Here is a 17,916-nt window from a genome sequence, read left to right as displayed (position 1 = left end):
AATGCAAGTCACAACCGAAGAAATAATTTATCCATCCAGCGACGGTCAACCAATGGCAGAAAGTACAATTCAATACAAATTAATTGTCACCATCAAAGAAGGTTGCGAATCGCTGTTTCAAGATGACCCCAACGTGTTTGTAGCAGCCGATTTACTCTGGTATCCGGTTGAGAGAAGAAATGACATTTCTCAAGCACCAGATACAATGGTAATATTTGGTAGACCAAAAGGCGATCGCCGTTCCTACCTACAATTTAGCGAAGATAATATCCCTCCCCAAGTCGTCTTTGAGATTCGTTCCCACAACGATAGCAACACAAAAATGCACAAAAAACTTTCATTTTACAATCGCTATGGAGTTGAGGAATATTACCTTTACGACCCCGAAATAAATGAGTTGGAAGGTTGGCAAAGAATTGAAGGAAGCTTAGAACCAATTGAACCGATGGAGGGATGGATAAGTCCGAGACTGGGAGTGCGGTTTGAGTTGCCAGAATCAGGGTTAGAAATTTATAAACCTGATGGAGAAAAGTTTCTTTCCCCTGCTGAAATGAATGCAGAGCGACTACTAGAGCGAGAGCGTGCCGAAGAAGCCTCGCAGCGCGCCGAACAACAAGCTCAAAAAGCCGAACGTTTAGCCGCCAAACTGCGCGAATTGAACATCGACCCAGATAGCATCTAAGCCCAAACAACGAGTAGAAACCCGGTTTTTTAAACAAATCGGGTTGCTGCAGATTGCAGTTATTTACTTTTTTAGGACTTACGCATCAAGACCAAAGAAACCGGGTTTTTTGCGATTTGGCTGACTGTAACGGGTCTTCTCGTAAAAACCCGGTTTCTGACCGCCCCTGCGTAATTCTTATTCTTTTAACGGCGCATCGGGAATTTGGTCGATCGCCCCCAAGGAAAATTGCATATACTACAATATATAATACAGATATTAGAGCCAAAATGCTTGGGGTTCAAAAGAATCCTAATCGCGGCCCCATGAATGTGCAAAAATACTGAAGCAAACATTACTAAACTCTGCACGGAGAAATTGCTGTGGACTCCAGATACAACCCCCAATCCATAGAAGAAAAATGGCAGCAGATATGGGCTGAGCAAAACTTAGACCAAATGCCAGAAGATACCGAAAAGCCTAAATTTTATGCCTTATCCATGTTCCCCTACCCGTCGGGAAACCTGCACATGGGCCACGTCCGCAACTACACAATCATCGATGTAATTGCCAGACTCAAGCGAATGCAAGGCTATCGCGTACTCAATCCGATGGGATGGGACGCTTTTGGTTTGCCGGCAGAAAATGCAGCCATCGAACGCGGAATTCCCCCCGCAAAATGGACTTATGAAAATATTGCCCAAATGAAAGGCTTATTTCAGCGGCTGGGCATTTCCTTTGATTGGACAAAAGAAGTTACAACCTGTTCTCCCGATTATTATCGGTGGACTCAATGGATTTTCTTGCAATTTTTAGAAGCAGGATTAGCTTATCAAAAAGAAGCAGCAGTTAATTGGGATCCCATCGACCAAACAGTCTTAGCAAACGAACAAGTAGACAACGAAGGTCGTTCCTGGCGTTCCGGTGCGAAAGTCGAGCGCAAATTATTGCGGCAGTGGTTCCTCAAAATTACCGATTACGCCGAACAGTTATTAAACGACTTAGACAAATTGCCAAATTGGCCCGAAAGAGTCAAATTAATGCAAGCCAATTGGATTGGCAAATCAGTCGGCGCTTACTTGGAATTTCCGATTGTGGGAATGGATGAAAAAATCGCCGTTTTCACCACTCGCCCCGATACAGTTTATGGCGTTAGTTACCTTGTTTTAGCGCCAGAACATCCGTTAACCGCGCGCGTGACTACCGAAGACCAAAAAGCTGCTGCAGACACCTTCATCAAAGAAGTTGCACTGCAAAGCGAGATCGATCGCACCGCCGAAGACAAACCAAAGCGCGGCATCCCCACAGGCGGCAAAGCAATCAACCCTTTCAGCGGCGAAGAAATCCCGATTTGGATTGCCGATTACGTACTGTACGAATACGGCACCGGCGCAGTGATGGGAGTACCAGCCCACGACACGCGAGATTTCAAATTTGCCACTGAATATCAACTGCCAATTAAAGTAGTAATTGTGGATGATGATGAAACTCCGCTAACCGAAGCTTACACCGAACCAGGAATTATGATTAATTCCGAAAGCTTCAACGGCATGGATTCAATTAAATGCAAAGCCGCAATTATTGAAGCTGCCGAAAGTTCAGGTTGTGGCAAAGCGCGAGTGCAATATCGCTTGAGAGATTGGCTAATTTCTCGACAGCGTTATTGGGGTGCTCCGATTCCGGTAATTCACTGTCCCAACTGCGGAACAGTCCCCGTCCCGCAATCGGATTTACCCGTATTGTTGCCGGAAAATGTAGAATTTACTGGCAAAGGTTCGCCCTTGGCAAAAATGGCAGAATGGGTAAACGTTGCTTGTCCGAGTTGCGGCACTCCAGCGCATCGGGAAACAGATACGATGGATACTTTTATGGATTCATCGTGGTATTTCTTGCGCTATCCCGATGCAAAAAATCAGGAACAAGTTTTCGATACGGCGAAGACGAATGATTGGATGCCGGTAGATCAATATGTCGGCGGTATCGAACACGCAATCCTGCATTTACTATATTCGCGGTTCTTTACGAAGGTTTTGCGCGATCGGGGTTTGATCGACTGCGACGAACCATTTAAACGCCTCTTAACTCAAGGCATGGTGCAAGCAATGGCCTACAAAAATCCCGTTACTGGCAAATACGTTCCCCCAGCAGATGTAGACCCAACAAATCCCAAAGATCCGCAAACTGGCGAAGCTTTAGAAGTCTTCTACGAGAAGATGTCAAAATCAAAATACAACGGCGTTGACCCCTTGGAAGTTATGGGGAAATACGGGGTAGATACGGCGCGAATGTTTATTTTATTCAAAGCGCCGCCAGAGAAGGATTTGGAGTGGGACGACGCAGATGTGGAAGGGCAATTCCGCTTTTTAAATCGCGTTTGGCGCTTGGTGACAGAGTTTGCTTCACCCCCCCCAGCCCCCCCTTGGCAAGGGGGGGAGAAAGATGTGTTGAGCCAAGCTCACCCCGACCAAGGGGAGAAAGATGTGTTGAGCAAGGCTGAGAAGGATTTGCGGCGGGCGATTCACACTGCAATTAAGGAAGTGCGAGAAGATTTGGAGGGCGATTATCAGTTCAATACTGCTGTTTCGGAAATGATGAAATTGAACAATGCGCTGGCTGATTATAAATGTAAAGATTCGCCTGTTTATGCAGAGGGAATTAACACTTTAATTTTGCTGTTAGCGCCTTTTTCACCGCATATTGCTGATGAATTGTGGCATTTGATTGGTAACAGCGAATCGGTGCATACGCAAACTTGGCCGACTGTCGATCCATCAGCTTTAATTACCGATGAAATTACGCTGGTAATTCAAGTTATGGGCAAGACTCGTGGCACTATTCAAGTACCTTCTGGTGCTGATAAAGCTGCTTTGGAAAATTACGCCCGCGAGTCGGAATTGGCGAAGCGTCACCTGGAAGGTAAGGAGATTAAAAAGGTGATTGTAGTTCCTGGAAAGTTGGTAAATTTCGTGGTAGCTGGATAAAGATGAGAAACCCGGTTTTTTGGCTAAACCGGGTTTTTTATAATTGTATAGATATGAAACGGATATTGAAATCGTTTTTACAAGCAAAACATCTGCAGACGCGGACTGCAAGAGATGATTTTAATTGTTGGTTTCAAAAAGCAATTGTACGATCGCCCCACAGTCCAATTCTAATACTGATTGAGCGCTGCCGCCGTTAACGGCAATTTCTAGCCAACCGTCAGAACCAGTTATGGCAATTAAATCCCCTGGCTTGCTGTCGCTGTAAGTTTTACCGCTGGGGATGCGAATTGGATCGGAACTATTGCTAATTATAACTGACCAATTGTTAGATACAATGCAATTATTCGGGATATTAGTAATTAAATTGCCGAAGCGATCGACATATTGAACGCAACCTACCGCACCTGTGGCTGTAACGGCGCAATTTGGTATCTGTAGCTGCACTAAACTCGCAGGGCTTACCGCCCTTCCCAACTCTGCCAAAGCCACCCCGTTCGCCAAATGAGCCCCCGCTGCTGCGAAAATATCGCGACCGTGAAATGTGCTGCTGGGTTCGGGTGTACGCCAATATTGAGAATTCGTGAGTTCGACACAGGATCTCGCCCTTTCCCGACTCAACACCCCGCTAAACAACCCGTTATCAGGCCCGACAAGGAAGCAATTAGCACATTTAATTGCAACTGCGCGTCTGTTGCTACCCACACCCGGATCGACTACAGCAATATGTACGGTTTCCGCTGGAAAATAAGCAAAAGCAGTCATCAAACAAAACCTGGCCGCTGCAATATTTTGAGAGGGTATTTGGTGTGTAATGTCAATAACTTTTAACTGCGAGTTAATTTGGGCGATCGTACCTTTCATCACTCCCACATAAACATCGCTCAATCCAAAATCCGTCAGTAGAGTTATAATTCTATTTTTAGACATATATCCAAAGGTAAGAATATGGTAGCGCAGTGGGAAAACTTTCTGCAAAACTTAGGAGAATGGCACGGTTCCTTCACCCAGCTATCAACGCGAGGAGAGGTACTTCAAGATACTCCCAGCATTATTTCTCTCGAAGGACTCAACGACAACAAAACAGTGCGGTTAAAACTGCGCCGCTTCTCGCCAAATCCTAGCGGTGTCGGCGAACCGGAAGTCAGCGAACTTGTTCGAGAATATCAGAGTTTGGGACGAGATATCCTGTTCTTTGAAAATGGAAATTTTTGTCAGGGTACTATTCAATTAGCGCCTTATTCTGAGTCTGGTGCCGAGTTTGGTTTTATCTACAACTATCGCAGGTTGCGCTTCGTTCAACTCTATAATATTGACGGCAATTTATCCAAACTTACCTTAATTCGCGAAAAACAGCTTGATAAAAATGTCCCCGAACGGCCGCCTTTAACTGTTGATGCTTTGCTGGGAGAATGGCAAGGTGAGGCCGTGACAATCTATCCAGATTATCGTCATCCTGATTCCTATTCTACCAATTTACAATTGCATTTGCAAAATGGCGATCGGCTAGTACAGAAAATCACTTTTGGCAATAATGCTAATGTTATCAGTTCTAGCGGCAGCATTGACGGTTCTGCGATCGATTTTAACGAAGGTGCAACGCCCGTGCAAGTTTTGCTGCTTCCTGACGGCGCTTCTTGCACTTGTCCGGTAAAAGTTGAATTCAGAAAACCTATATTTTTTGAGGCCGGTTGGTTGGTAGAACCTGACTTGCGATTTCGGATGATTCGCAGTTACAATGACAAAGGTGAATGGGTAAGTTTGACTTTAGTTACTGAACGCAAAAAAGGTTGATCGCACTAATCCCAGAAACCGGGTTTCTTTCTATATCTCTCGTACTAAACCGAAAATTGTCGCAGAAACCCGGTTTCTCGCCACGCAACGAGAGAAATTAGAGCGCACCCTAATCCCAGAAACCGGGTTTCTTTCTATATCTTTCGTACTAAATCCAAACTTATCGCAGAAACCCGGTTTCTCGCCACGCAACAAGAGAAATTAGAGCGCGTACTTACGACAAACAAAAGTTGATCTAGCAGCGAATTTTATTCGCCGGACTTTGTTTCCTGGGTTTGCGATTGAATCACCGCACTCCAATCATCATTGTTAACTGCAGCTTCCAGATGTTCGTGTCGTTCGCCGTCAATCTTGGCTGCTGTTTCTAACTCTTTGGTAAGAGTAGAATCTGCCATTGCTTTGCGTAATTTTAGCTTCTTTTCTTCATAAGCTGTTTGTTCCTCAGCAGACATAGCAGCGCGCGCTGCTTGACCTACCGTACTCGCCCACATTTCGCTCTCTGCGCCGTTTCCCGGCGGAATAGTGCCTAGTTCTGCGATCCAAGCATCCCGCAAACTTTCCATTTCTTCCCGTTTGGGGAATTTGAAAGTTTGGACGCGCACAAAAGCACAATTTTCTGCGCCGTTTTGCGCGATGTGACCGTTGATTGAAAGCAGGATATTTCGCGAATAACCGATATACTGAGTGTTGCGCGCACTGTCCGTGACAGCGTAAACTCCGGCGACTTTTGCGTTAGTTGCTAGGTTTCGCCAGGTATCGATCGACATTACTTGCGTGCCGTCATTTTCTACTTCAGAAACAGCGGCCGCTGCGCTGTGTTCTGAGTCGGAACTGTATAAAAAGTTGTGCAGTCCTTCATGGGCGACAGGTACGTTTTGATGTTCAATTGCTACGTCTCGATCGGCATTCACTTGATTAGATTCCATAAAACGCAATTCCTCAAAAAGTGGCAATTTTACTAATTAAATCTCTGGATTTATAAGCTGTTGCGACATTTAAATATAATTTAAACAAATCAACAAATATTCTGGGTGCGCTTTTAGCAGCGTCCAGAATATGCAATTTAAATGCCCAACAGCTTACTTATTTAACTTACTGCAATTTGTTGCAATTCTTCGTCAGTTAATTTAACTTCGATCGCCTTTACGGAGTCCTCAATGCTCGATAATTTTGTCGCAGCAGGAATCGGAACGACGCAGGGCGATTGTGCCATCAACCAAGCTAATACTATACAGTACACTGAAACATTTTTTTCGGCTGCTAAAGAGGCGATCGCAGGCATATCTTGCAAGCTGGTGACGCGGCGGCTTCCCCCCAAAGGACTCCAGGGGAAAAATGTCAGGTTTTCGGCTTCGCAATATTCCAGTACGCCGTCAGATTCCGGCTGTCTGTGCCACGGATTGTACTGATTCTGCACCGAGACAATTTCTACTACATCCCGGGCGCGTTTGATCTGCTCTACAGAAAAGTTGGAAACTCCGATAAATCGAATCATTCCTGCTTCTACTGCTTCCTTTGCGGGTGCTAGGGCTGCTTCGATTGTATAGGCTGGATCGGGTGAGTGATACTGCCAAAGGTCGATCGGGTGATTGCCGCCCAAAGCTTCAAAACTTTCGCGAATTGTCTTACGCAAATGGTGGGGATTCCCGTTGCGCGTCCAGGCACCTTGAGGTCGCATTAAGCCGCCTTTCGTGGCCACAGTAACCGGCCGAATATCTCCGGTGTACTCTTGCAAAGCTTTGGCAATCAGGTGCTCGTTGTGGTGTTTGTCCGATTGATCTTCGCAATAGGAATCAGCAGTGTCAATCAGGGTGATACCCAAATCGAGGGCGCGGTGAATTACCGCAATTGCTTGCGATTCTGGTGGCCTGCCGCTTAACGACAACGGCATACCTCCCAGACCGATCGCGCTGATGTTAAAATTACTGTTGCCCAGTTTTTTTCTTTTCATTTGTTGGCCCTCGTTTGCGTGGTTGATTGAGAGTTGAGATTTCAAGCATATTTTGAAATTTTACTGTTTTTTTTAGAATATAAGTAGATAGGACACAAATATTTTCTCCGTCGGCTGTACTGTATTTAAACTGTATATGTTCGCTGCATATTTTAATTTGCTCTTTTCCTCGGTCAAATTTTCTCTCCCTCTCCCCCTCAAACATAACAGAAGATTTCTAGCCCCGCAGCAGCTTACCTACTTACCTAACTCGAAGCGCTGGTGTAAAAGCGGAGTGCAAATTTCCAGAAGTAGCACGAAAACAACAACAGCCCGATCGCCAAAATTCCCGCCCCTGCGATCCAAACAATTTCACCTCTGCCCAGCATGGTTTCTGCCGGCACAGTCGTCAAGAAAGCAACCGGAACTATAAAAGTGAAGAAAAATCGATAAGCTGCGGGATAAGCTGCCATTGGAAATCTACCCGCTTCTAACAATCCTTTGAGCACCGAGGTAACGTTGTAAATTTTGACAAACCAAATGCTAGTTGCACCTAACACAAACCAGATACTGTAAAGACTAATAGCTCCGAATAACAGCGGTATTGCTGTTAAAAAATAGTTGCCGATTGCTACTTCCAATTTGTTAGTAGCATATAGCAATAATAGCGCGCCGAAGATTAAATCGGGGACTCCCCAAGGAGAGACTGTGTTTGCAGACAGCCAAAATTGCGAATTGATGGGTTTGAGGAGTACGAAATCGAGAGTACCTTGCTGCACTCGATCGACAATACGGTTGAGGTTAGGGGCGAGAAAGGTTGACGAAAACCCTTGCAAAACCGTAAAAATGCCGAGTACAACCAAAGCTTCTTCCCATGAATAGCCCGAAAAACTGTAGCCAGTACGGTAGAACAAAAACAGTCCGAACCAACTGCCAGCAAGGTTTCCGAGGCTGCTAAGGGCTGCCAGGACAAAGTTGATCCGGTATTCGAGCTCCGCGGAGATCGCCGCAGCCCAGAACAATTTCAGTACCTGCAAATATCGTCCCATGTTTGTCGCCATTTTTTGTCCTTCAAATACTTAAATTCTCTCCTATAGCAATCCTAAATGATTTTCTGTAGGGAGACGGCAGTGCCGTGTTCCTACTCAAAACAAGATGGAGGCAGAGCCGACTGATCTGCGTTACTTTCGCAGAGCCTGGTAACGAGTAAATCCTGCATCAAAACAAGATGCAAAACAAGATGCAAAACAAGATGGAGGCTGGTGATGAGCGTGCCGATTCGTCGGAAAGTGCAATTGATTGTACAAATAGACGATCGCGACGTTCAGCGCAGTTGTTATTTTGATATATTTAGACATCTCCCCTCGCTTTGCAACAGGCTTTTCCAGCTTGTTCTTCAGTTTATTTGTTTGGTATGTCTAATCTGTCTTTAGAGTGTTGACAAATTTTATAAAATGTGTACTACACATTAAAATTTCTATCAAACTAACTATTGACCCGATCGCCCTTGAGTCAGCTATAGTTGTATAATCCAAAATATAATATCAACTTGATATAAATGCTTGAATTATCAGCCCTTGGTCTGCTACAGCGGGAACCGTTGCACGGCTATCGGCTAAAGCAAAAACTAGAGCTGTTCATGAGCAGTTGCATCAGCGTTAACTACGGAGCGATTTACCCGCTGCTCAAGCGTTTGGAACAGCGAGGCCAGATTGCGACAATTGCCGAAGAAGCCGGAGATGCGGGCTGTCCGCGCAAAATTTACGCCATTACAGACAAAGGGCGCGAACTCTGGCGAAAAAAAATGGTCGATCACCCTCAAGAAAGTTGGGTAAATAGTGGTTCCCGTTTCCAAATCAAATTTTTCTTTTTTGGCGACTTAGAACCTGCAGAACGCCTGAAATTGTTGGAACACCGCTTGCGAGTCTGTTACATCCGCCAAGACTACATCGAAAGTCTCAAAAGCGAATATCCACTCACCGACGAGTATCAACTCGCCTCTGGCGATCGCTGCAACTCAGTGCTGGCCTTAGAAATACAGTGGTTAACCGAGCAACTAGCTAAGGAGAAAAGCGATCGCGCGATTCTCCAACCCCATCAAAAAAACACTTGGGAGATTCCATCCCGCTTGAGAGGGACGCTAGGGAGCAAAGATTCCGCCAAAGTCTAAGTAAGTCAAATGTTAAAAAAAAATCTAAATGGTGCTCCATGAGTTATTCTAAATCCCCAGAATCCGTCGTTGAATCTAAATCTCTAGAATCCGCCGTTGAAGTTGAAAACCCAAAAACTGGTACACCAGAACTTCATCTAACCGATGCAGACAACTATCAACCCGAAGATTTTCCCGCCGTTGCCGATCGCCAGCGTCCAGCCAAACCGCGATCGCGCTGGCTGCTAATCGCCGCCATCGCGATCGTCACAGGTGGCGGCGGCTGGTACCTGTGGCAGTCGAGTCACAGTCGCCCGCCGCAACAAGCAGCAGCAGGTAAACCCAAAGGCATACCAGTCAAAATCGCAGCCCTTGAAACCAGCTCAATCCAAGATACCTCCGAATTTGTCAGCAGCCTAGAGGCAAAACGCTCAGTACAAATCAAACCCCAAACCGAAGGGCTAGTCACGGAGATCTTTGTCAAATCTGGAGACTCGATCGAAAAAGGACAAGCCATCGCCCGGATCAAAAGCGACAGCGCTCAAGCTCAGTTAAGACAATCCCAAGCCAATCTCAGCGCCGCCGAATCGAATTTAGCCGAACTCCAAGCAGGTGCCAGGCCAGAAGAAATCGCCCAAGCCCAAGCCCAAGTCGCCCAAGCTCAAGCCAACCTAGCCCAACTGCGATCGGGCAGTCGGCCCGAAGAAATTGGTCAAGCCCAAGCCCTCGTCTCCCAAGCCGAAGCCAACCTGGCCGATGCCCAAACAGGTAGCCTCCTAGAAGACATCGCCCAAGCAAAAGCCCAAGTAGAAGCAAGCACAGCCGAAGCTAAGCTGGCGGCCCAGCAACTTGTCAGATATCAAGCATTAGCCAAAGAAGGCGCAACATCCGCCAACACCCTCCAGGAATACATTCAAAAAGAAAGCACCGCCAAAGCCAATCTCCGAGAAGCTCAAAGGCGGTTGCAGCAGCGGCAAAAAAACCGAGAAGCCGAGATCGATCGGCGCACAGCAGCCTTGCAACAGCAGCGGGAAGCTTTGCGGCAATCGCAAAACGGTGCCCGCCCCGAAGAAATAGCCAAAGCCGAAGCAGAAGTCGCCCAAGCCAAAGCCAAATTAGCTCAGTTAGCCAACGGCACCCGCCAAGAACAGATCGATCGAGCCGAAGCGCAAGTGGCCCAAGCCGCCGCTCAAGTGCGCGGTTTTGAAGTACAACTCCAAGAAACTGCTGTCATCGCGCCCTTCGCCGGAGTCATCGGCGACATACCAGTCAAAGTCGGCGACTACTTGAAAACAGGTGATGCGATCGCCATCTTAACAGAGAACCAACTGCTAGACTTGCGGTTATCAATTCCTTTAGAACGGATGCCACAATTACGCCTCGGGTTGCCAGTAGAAATGCTCGACACTCAAGGAAAGGCGATCGCCAAAGGTCAAATCAGTTTTATCTCCCCCAACGTCAGCGCCAACTCCCAAACAATCTTAGCTAAAGCCACCTTTCCCAACCCCACTGGCGAACTACTAAACCTCCAATTTGTCAAAGCCAGAGTCATCTGGGATCAGAAGCCAGGAATTTTAGTTCCAGTCACAGCAGTCACTCGCTTGGGCGGGGAAACTTTTGTCTTCACAGCTCAAAAGCCAGAACAGTCAAAACCTGGAATGCCACCTTTAGTAGCGCGACAAAAAACCGTGAAACTGGGAACCATCGAAGGCAATAATTATCAAGTTATCGAAGGCTTGCAAGCCGGAGAAAAAGTTATTGTCGCAGGCATTCTCAACTTGACAGACGGCGCTCCCATCGTGATTCAAGAACCAGCAGAAGCGGAAGGAAAAAAACCACCAGTAGGAGGAAAAATTTAATCCCGGTTCGTAGTGCAGACGCTGACTGACGCAACATCTAATCAGACTTACAGCAGATTCCAGTTAAGTGAGTTACAAAAAAATTGTTATCTGTAGGGGCGATGCCCCCGCGATCGCCCTCCCGCTCCCGCTCCGGCTTTTTTGTACTTCATAAACCTGAAATCTTCTGTAAGTCCGCACTACCAACTAATTAAATATATTCGCAGCTTATACAAAAAATCAGGAAATAAACAAACTTTTTTGGGAGATCAATAATTTTTATAAATAGTATCAAATTTGAATCAAGATTTAGAGTATTTTTCAAATTAACAGGATTGAATAGAGGATGAATAAAATTAATCACCTTCATCCTTAAATATCTAAATTCCAATTGCAATTACCAATTACCGATTACCCATTACAGAAATAATGTTTGCAGATTTCTTTATTAAACGACCCGTCTTTGCCAGTGTCTGCGCCTTAGTGATCGTTCTAGTAGGCGCAATTAGCATTCCCACGCTGCCGATCGAACGCTTCCCCGACATCAGCCCCACCCAAATCACCGTCACAGCCAACTATAGCGGGGCTAGTGCCGAAATTGTCGAAAATGCAGTTACAAACATCCTAGAGAGGCAGATAAACGGCGTTGAAGGACTAAAATATCTAACTTCTAGCAGCAGTAACGACGGCACCAGTAGCATCACAGCCACCTTTGACTCCTCGCGCAACAAAGATATTGCCGCAGTCGATGTTCAAAATCGAGTTGCAGTCGCCCAACCCCAACTACCAGATGCCGTACAGCGCACGGGAGTGAGAGTTACAAAACAATCTAGCAGTCTCTTGCTGGCGATCGGCTTATTTACAGAAAATAAAGAATACGACACCATATTTTTAAGCAATTACGCCGACTTGTATTTAGCAGACGCGCTAAAGCGAGTAAAAGGCGTTGGCGACGTGCGAATTTTTGGAGAACGCCGCTATGCAATGCGCCTGTGGATAGACCCCAATAAATTAGCCGCCCGCAGTTTGACAATGCAAGATGTCACCAGGGCACTTAACGAACAAAACATACAAGTTGGCGCCGGGAGAGTTGGCCAAGAACCAGCTCCAGAGGGGCAAATGTATCAAATTGACTTACGGGCAAAAAGCCGCCTCCAAGAACCCGCAGAATTTGAAAACATTGTCTTAAAAACAGAGGCCAATGGCACGGTTGTTAAATTAAAAGACGTTGGTAGAGCCGAATTAGGAGCCGAGAATTACAACTCTTTTCTGCGATTTAGAGGCAAGGATGCGGTAGGCTTGGGAATTTATCAATTGCCAGGAAGCAATGCTTTGAATGTTGCCAATGCCGTCAAAGCAGAAATGGAAACACTAGCTAAAGGTTTCCCTCCGGGCTTGATACATAGAGTAGCGCTAGATACGACTTTGTTTGTCCAAGAGTCGATGTCAGAAGTTGTGAAGACACTATTTGAAGCCATCTTGCTAGTGGTAATAGTAATTTTTGTTTTCTTGCAAGACTGGCGGACTACTATTATTCCCACCATCACAATTCCGATTTCTTTGATTGGGACTTTTGCCTTTATCAAAGTTTTCGGATTTACAATTAACAGCTTATCTCTGTTTGGTCTAACATTAGCGACAGGGTTGGTGGTTGACGACGCTATTATTGTAGTAGAAAATATCGATCGTTTGATTCGCCAAGGCATGAATGCCCGCCAAGCAGCTTTCGAGTCAATGCGGGAGCTTTTTAGCGCTGTAATTGCGACTTCCTTAGTGTTGATGGCAGTGTTTATACCAGTGGCATTTTTTCCCGGAACTACGGGAGCACTCTACAAACAATTTGCTCTGACAATTGCTTTTTCTATTGCTCTTTCTACCTTCATGGCTATTACCCTCACGCCTGCACTGGCAGCTATATTACTGCGGCGAGGGCCGAAGTTTGGAGGGCCAATTGGTTGGGTGTTCGATCGCGTTAATGGATTTCTCGATTGGACGCAGCGGCAATACCGGCGATCTTTGATATTTCTCACTCGAATTAAAACAATCGTCACTCTTCTATTCATCGCTTCTCTGGGATTCACAGCTTGGCTTTATCTATCAGTACCGACAGCATTTATCCCAGAGGAAGACCAGGGCTATTTTCTAACAATTATTCAAGGGCCGCAAGGTGTTTCGCTGCAATACACTCGGCAAGTGATGGATGAAGTTGAAAAAGAAATTCTTAAACTTCCTGAAGTGGTAGGGACTTTTTCAGTAGGAGGTTTTGGTTTTAGCGGTAGCACATCTAACCAAGGTATTATTTTTACTACGCTTAAACCCTGGAGCGAACGTCACGGAGAAAGTCAAACTGTACAAGCGATTATTGGCAGCTTGCAGGGTAAGCTTATGGCGATTCCCGAAGCTAGGATTTTCCCGGTGAATCCGCCGGCAATTCAAGGTTTAGGTCAATTTGGAGGCTTCCAATTTCAATTGCAAGACCGCAAAGGTAACAGCGGTTTGGATGCGATGGTTCAGACGATGGGTGGAATTTTGAAGCAGGCAAATCAGACACCGGGATTGCAGGCGGTATTTAGTACGTTTGCTGCGAATACGCCTCAGTTAATTGTGGAGGTTGACCGCAATCGAGCTAAGGCTTTGGATATTTCTCTCAATGATATTTTCAGTACGCTACAAACGGCTCTGGGTTCGCAGTACGTGAACGATTTCAATCTGGAGCAGCGCAATTATCGGGTGTACGTTCAGGCCGATAAACAGTTTCGCGATAATCCTGAAGATATTGGTAAACTGTACGTCCGCTCTGGAAAGAATGAAATGATTTCTTTGAGCAATTTGGTGAAGCTAACTCCGGTGGTGGGAGCACAAACTGTTAATCACTACAATTTATATAGGTCAATTGAAATTACGGGTTCTCCGTCTCCGGGCGCGAGTTCGGGACAGGCGATTAAATCGATGGAAAAGGTCGCGGCTAAAGTTTTACCAGCAGGTTTTGCCTACGAATGGTCTGGCACTTCTTTAGAAGAAATTGAGTCGGGGGGTCAAGCTCCAATTATTTTTGGTTTGGGCTTAATTTTTGTGTTCTTGGTTTTGGCGGCTCAGTATGAGAATTATGTCGATCCTTTCATTATTTTGCTGTCGGTGCCTCTGGCGATTTTAGGTGCGCTCTTGGCTCAGTCGTTGCGGGGTTTGGCGAATGATGTTTATTGCCAGATTGGTTTGGTGATGTTGATTGGATTGGCTAGTAAAAATGCGATTTTAATCGTGGAGTTTGCTAATCAGTTGCGGGAGCGGGGATATCCAATTGCTAAGGCAGCAGTTGAGGCGGCCACGGAGCGTTTGCGACCGATTTTGATGACTTCTCTGTCTTTTATTTTGGGTATTACTCCTCTGATTAACCCGGAAGGTGCGGGGGCGGCGAGTCGCCGATCGCTAGGGAATGCGATCGCGGGGGGGATGGTTGTTTCTACTTTCTTGAGTTTGTTTATCGTGCCGGTGCTGTATGTGGTGATTGCTTCGGCTAGCGATCGCTTTAGGAAGCCCTCTCGCCCGGAAAATCCCCCCGACGATGACATCAATGTGGATGGAAAAACGACTGTCCACGATGAGGTGGAACGCGATCGGGTATCGCCATTGTAGTTTTAGAGGGATGGGTTTTTACTCATCCTGATTCTGAAAGCGAGTAATTCCTTGGTCGATCAAACCCTGGGTTACTCTTATCTTTTGGGAGATTTCAGAGTTTTTCAGCAAGCCCTAATTATAGAATGTCATCGCGAGCGTAACGGATTGAGATTGGTTCGCGCGGACGATCGCAATGGCCGTTAGGTAATTAGTCATTGCAGGTATCTTTTCGCCGATCGCCCTCCACCGTGCAATAATAAAATGACTTGCACCCAAACTCTATCACTAGGGTAAACACTGACAAATTTACCGCTACATATAGCGTCTCAACTGTCAAGCTATGCAAGTTTCAAAATCAAACCGGCTGTTGCACTACACAAATTTTTCCTAATGGCTGAAGTCCCCCAAACACCCTCAGAACTTGCCGAAGCCCTCAACGGCTTTACCGATATCAACTTTCAATTGCCAGATCCCGAAGACGAACAAATACCCGACTTCGACTTTGAGAATCAGGTTGACACAGCATGGAAAGTGTGCGATCGCTTCGACTTGCAAACCGACATCTGGCGCGGACAAATTCTCCGAACAGTTAGAGACAGAGAAAAAAAAGGCGGCGAAGGACGTGGCACTGGCTTTTTGAACTGGCTCAAAGAACGAGAAATTGGCAAAAGTCAAGCCTATTCTTTGATAGAATTAGCTAATAGCGCCGATACTCTAATCCAGCAAGGAGATTTAGATCCAAATTCGATTAGAAACTTCAGCAAAAGAGCCTTTATAGAAACCGCCAAAGCATCTCCCGAAGTGCAGCAAATGGTAACAGATGCAGCCGCAAGCGGCGATCGCATTACCCGTCGCGAAGTCAAACAACTGTCCGACGAATGGATGGCCATGAACTCAGAATTATTGCCAGAAGAAGTCAAAGAAAAAGCATCTAGCGGTTCTCTTCCTTCCCGCTACCTCGCACCCTTAGTCAAAGAAATGGAGAAACTATCTCCATCTCACCAAAGCGAAATTCAAAAAGAAATAACAGAAAATCCCGACGTAGATACAGTAAAACAGCTAACTTCCGATGCCAAGAATTTATCAAAATATCTCGACGCAGCCGCCCAAGTACAAGCTCTCAACCAGTCTCATTTAGACATGGAAATGGCTTTAGAAGAATCTTTGCGAGTCGGTTGTTTGGGAACCACCGCCGACGTAGTAAAACAAGCAGCACAGCTAGAACAAACAGTAGTCAAACTCTATACAATTTGGAAGCGTTTAGGGAGTTTAGCAGATAGATTGTATGTAGACACAGGAGCAAGCACACCCAATTTACGCTTACTGTTGGGATGCTTGGACAGTCTTTCGGGAGAAAAGATTGAGGTGGATTTCGGAGACGGAGAACGCTCTATTCGCTTACAAATTTTCAGCGAATAGCTAAACGTTGAAATAGGTTTGTAGTCAGGAATTCAGTTTTTCCTTATTGATGCGGAATAAAGTCCTGACTGCGAACCAAATCGGGAGCATCTGGTGTTTTGCAAAAAGCATTTTTTTATTGTAGTACCACTCGCGAGCGGGGATGCTCGCACTATCAATGAAAAACTGAAATACTGCCACCAAATCTGCGTTAATTCATGCTTATTTCCGCTTGAAATTTCTGATTTTTTTCCAAAGATAGCGCGGACTCAAATAACGCCGATATTTAGTAACTACTTCTTTCCCCAAAATTACCACGCTCAGCCAAAAGCAAACTTCTGCCCCAACAGCTAGAATGATATTAATTGTAGTTTTTTCGGCGAGGCTCAGTGGCATAAACGGCACAATAAACAAGATTGCCACCCAGGGTAGGAAAGATGCAATAAATAAAAACCAGCCCAGCTTTTGCATAGATTCACTTTGTCCGCAATGACATATTTTTTGGTAGCAAGCACTTCAGTCATTGTTGAGTTTGAATCCCAACAGAGGACTTATGTTCTTACTACTAACTTAATTTTGCTCCAAACCCAAAGTCAATTCTTAATTCCCGTCGCTGCAATCCCGCGAATAAACTGTCGCTGACCGGTCAAAAATAGCAACACCACCGGCACAGTCCCAATTACTACCGCCGCCATCAACAACTGCCAACTGCTAGTAAACTGTTCCTGAAACTCCGCTAAAACCAACTGCACAGTCCGCAATTCTGGCCGCGTCGTAAACACCAACGGCTTAAACAAATCGTTCCACTCCCCGATAAACGTAAACAAAAACAGCGTCACCAAAGCAGGGCGGGCCAAAGGTAACATCACCCGCCACAACACCTGCCAGCGGTTAGCCCCATCCAGCATTGCCGCTTCTTCCAATTCCACCGGAATTGTCATAAAATACTGGCGCAGCAGAAAAATCCCGAAACCGTTAGCCGCCGTCGGCAAAATCAGCGCCCCGTAAGTATTCAGCAGGTGGCCCCACTTCAAAACCATGAAAATGGGAATTACCAAAAGCTGAAACGGAATCACCAGCGTTGCCAAAACCACCAAAACTAGAGCCTGCCGCCCCCGAAACTTCAGCCGGGCCAAAGCATAACCCGCCAAAGCAGAAGTCACTACCTGAAAAGCGGTAACTGCGATCGCCACTAGAGTAGAATTAACAAATGCCAACAAAAAATTCCCCCTGCGCCAAGCCTCCTGATAGTTCGCCAAAGTCAAGCCTGTGGCCTTGACACCGACACCAGATGGTGACAGCGAAACCAAAAAAACCGCAGCCAGCGGCAGCAGCACCAGCGCAGCCCCCGCCAACAAAAAAATAAAGCTCAGCACTTTCAGCGCTTGAGACCAGCCCAACGATTTACCCATAAACTTGTGAATTAACCTAAAATAATAAGCTTGTGAGGCTCTCAAACCAGATCGCCTCCCAGATTCCCACACAATCGTAAATTTTTAGTCGAAAATAGGTAAAGTGTAGTGCACGTGACCCCAAAATTTTAAGGGGTT

13 protein-coding genes are annotated in these 17,916 nt (G+C 45.9%); 7 read left to right on the top strand and 6 right to left on the bottom strand.

Annotation, left to right across the window (positions count from 1 at the left end):
- Position 1 precedes the first annotated feature (1 nt).
- Both AACV78_RS01810 and leuS read left to right on the top strand, forming a co-directional pair.
- The gene (locus AACV78_RS01810) at positions 2-682 is read left to right on the top strand and encodes a Uma2 family endonuclease (protein ID WP_194008670.1); all 681 of its coding nucleotides are present in this window, start codon (positions 2-4) and stop codon (positions 680-682) included.
- 362 nt (positions 683-1,044) lie between these two features.
- Positions 1,045-3,642 (top strand): leucine--tRNA ligase, encoded by a 2,598-nt coding sequence (leuS, locus tag AACV78_RS01805; protein ID WP_194008671.1) that lies wholly within the window; start codon positions 1,045-1,047, stop codon positions 3,640-3,642.
- A gap of 120 nt (positions 3,643-3,762) precedes the next feature.
- On the opposite strand, the gene AACV78_RS01800 is transcribed toward leuS, so the two are convergent.
- Entirely contained in the window at positions 3,763-4,572 is an 810-nt protein-coding gene (locus tag AACV78_RS01800) for an SAM hydrolase/SAM-dependent halogenase family protein (protein ID WP_194008672.1), read from the bottom strand.
- A gap of 18 nt (positions 4,573-4,590) precedes the next feature.
- Here AACV78_RS01800 and AACV78_RS01795 point away from each other — a divergent pair, with 18 nt between their 5' ends.
- Positions 4,591-5,436 (top strand): DUF3598 family protein, encoded by an 846-nt coding sequence (locus tag AACV78_RS01795; protein ID WP_194008673.1) that lies wholly within the window; start codon positions 4,591-4,593, stop codon positions 5,434-5,436.
- 248 nt (positions 5,437-5,684) lie between these two features.
- Here the strand turns inward: AACV78_RS01795 and AACV78_RS01790 are convergent, their stop codons facing one another.
- The 3 genes from AACV78_RS01790 to AACV78_RS01780 all read right to left on the bottom strand — a co-directional run bounded on the left by AACV78_RS01790 (position 5,685) and on the right by AACV78_RS01780 (position 8,427).
- Positions 5,685-6,362: a GIY-YIG nuclease family protein gene (locus AACV78_RS01790; RefSeq protein ID WP_194008674.1), complete on the bottom strand. Its 678-nt coding sequence runs from the start codon at positions 6,360-6,362 to the stop codon at positions 5,685-5,687.
- 161 nt (positions 6,363-6,523) lie between these two features.
- Positions 6,524-7,387 (bottom strand): aldo/keto reductase, encoded by an 864-nt coding sequence (locus tag AACV78_RS01785; RefSeq protein WP_194008675.1) that lies wholly within the window; start codon positions 7,385-7,387, stop codon positions 6,524-6,526.
- Positions 7,388-7,632: 245 nt separating this feature from the next.
- Positions 7,633-8,427 (bottom strand): ABC transporter permease, encoded by a 795-nt coding sequence (locus AACV78_RS01780; protein WP_339383426.1) that lies wholly within the window; start codon positions 8,425-8,427, stop codon positions 7,633-7,635.
- Positions 8,428-8,924: 497 nt separating this feature from the next.
- Here AACV78_RS01780 and AACV78_RS01775 point away from each other — a divergent pair, with 497 nt between their 5' ends.
- The 4 genes from AACV78_RS01775 (at position 8,925) to AACV78_RS01760 (ending at position 16,387) form a co-directional block, all read left to right on the top strand.
- Positions 8,925-9,536 (top strand): PadR family transcriptional regulator, encoded by a 612-nt coding sequence (locus AACV78_RS01775; protein ID WP_194008676.1) that lies wholly within the window; start codon positions 8,925-8,927, stop codon positions 9,534-9,536.
- A 38-nt stretch (positions 9,537-9,574) separates the two neighbouring features.
- Positions 9,575-11,374: an efflux RND transporter periplasmic adaptor subunit gene (locus AACV78_RS01770; RefSeq protein ID WP_194008677.1), complete on the top strand. Its 1,800-nt coding sequence runs from the start codon at positions 9,575-9,577 to the stop codon at positions 11,372-11,374.
- A gap of 408 nt (positions 11,375-11,782) precedes the next feature.
- Positions 11,783-14,986, top strand: coding sequence for an efflux RND transporter permease subunit (locus AACV78_RS01765; protein WP_194008678.1), 3,204 nt, complete (start codon positions 11,783-11,785; stop codon positions 14,984-14,986).
- A 372-nt stretch (positions 14,987-15,358) separates the two neighbouring features.
- On the top strand, positions 15,359-16,387 hold the full coding sequence (locus AACV78_RS01760) for a hypothetical protein (protein WP_194008679.1): 1,029 nt from the start codon (positions 15,359-15,361) through the stop codon (positions 16,385-16,387).
- A 201-nt stretch (positions 16,388-16,588) separates the two neighbouring features.
- Here the strand turns inward: AACV78_RS01760 and AACV78_RS01755 are convergent, their stop codons facing one another.
- Positions 16,589-16,837, bottom strand: a complete 249-nt coding sequence (locus AACV78_RS01755; protein WP_194008680.1) for a transporter suffix domain-containing protein — start codon at positions 16,835-16,837, stop codon at positions 16,589-16,591.
- Between the two features lie 122 nt (positions 16,838-16,959).
- On the bottom strand, positions 16,960-17,778 hold the full coding sequence (locus AACV78_RS01750; RefSeq protein ID WP_194008681.1) for a carbohydrate ABC transporter permease: 819 nt from the start codon (positions 17,776-17,778) through the stop codon (positions 16,960-16,962).
- Positions 17,779-17,916 lie beyond the last annotated feature (138 nt).

The organism is Tychonema sp. LEGE 07196 (assembly GCF_963890365.1).
Classification (GTDB): Bacteria; Cyanobacteriota; Cyanobacteriia; order Cyanobacteriales; family Microcoleaceae; genus Microcoleus.
Note: the sequence above shows the minus strand (reverse complement) of the source record. Positions and strands in the feature narration are given on the sequence as shown.